This window comes from Winogradskyella pacifica (assembly GCF_003386275.1).
Lineage (GTDB): Bacteria > Bacteroidota > Bacteroidia > Flavobacteriales > Flavobacteriaceae > Winogradskyella > Winogradskyella pacifica.
Window position 1 is genome coordinate 2,184 of record NZ_QREI01000023.1, and the last position, 1,204, is coordinate 3,387.

At 38.0% G+C, this 1,204-nt stretch carries 1 pseudogene; it reads right to left on the reverse strand.

Annotation, left to right across the window (positions count from 1 at the left end):
- A pseudogene (locus DFQ09_RS19020) lies at positions 1-1,204 on the reverse strand (hypothetical protein); the annotation flags it as partial.

Genomic DNA, 1,204 nt, shown 5'->3' on the forward strand with positions numbered 1-1,204 from the left:
TCTTCATCTTTAGTGGTAAGATCAAATTGGGTGATTCCATTATCATCGGTATCACATATAGTGTAAGATTCTATACTTGTTGGTACTTCTGGCGATGGCAATACAATTAATTCTAGTGTATTAGTTGTAAGACTGTAACAACCGGTTAAGGTATTCTCTGAACGCACATAAATCATTTGGTTGTTCGCTACAATGTTGGTGTATAATCCTATGATTGGGTTATCTCCATTCTCTGCATCGGTCTGTGTCTCGTGATAGCTAATCGCTACATTTGGTTCTCCATTAGTGATTTCTACGGTACGTTGTGTTAAATCGAATTCTGCAAAACCATCATTATCATCATCACAAACTTCTATTGGTGTTGGGTCTGATTCTGGTGAAGGAATTGGATCCACACGTAAGGTTACAGTCACCGTATTATAACAACCTGTGACATCATTTTCGGCTCTTACAAAAATAGTCTGTGCATTGCTTGTGTTTACATATGGACTTACTATTGGGTTTGTTGCATTGTCTGCATCTAATTGCGTCTCATAGTAGCTTAAGCTAATACCTGTTTGGCCATTTAAAATCTCTTCATTTGCCGCTTCTAAGGTAAAGCCTTCTTGCTCATCTCCTGGATTATTGACATCACACAACTCTAAGGGTGCTGGTGTTACTAACACTGGTAATGGGTTGACGATTAATTCTAAACTTGTGATTTTATAACAGCCTTCTACCGTTGTATTATCCTCTACACGTATCCAAATGATTTGATTAAAATCGTCTATATTGGTATAAGCGAGTGGATTGTTTATAGGGTTGTTCGCTGCTTCAGCATTCGCTTCACTCTCGTAATAGCTCACTATATACTGTAACGGATCTTGTCCATTTAGTAACTCTGATGCTTTAGTCGTTAAATCAAAAGTTGCAAAGCCATCTGCTGAAATATCATCACAAGCTTCTAGTGCTGTTGGTGCTATTAATTGTGGCGTTGGCTCTACTATTAATTCTAACACAACGATCGTAGCACAGTCTGTCGCGATTGTTGGACTTTCTATTCGTGCAAATAAGATTTGACCATTTTGTACAATATTGTTATAACTCACTGTAGTGTCTATAGCATCAACTCCATTTTCTGCATTGATTTCTGTTTCGTGGTAGGTCACCTCTAAACCTGAGGCTCCTCCAGTAATTTCATTATCAGTATCCGTAAGTGTAAACA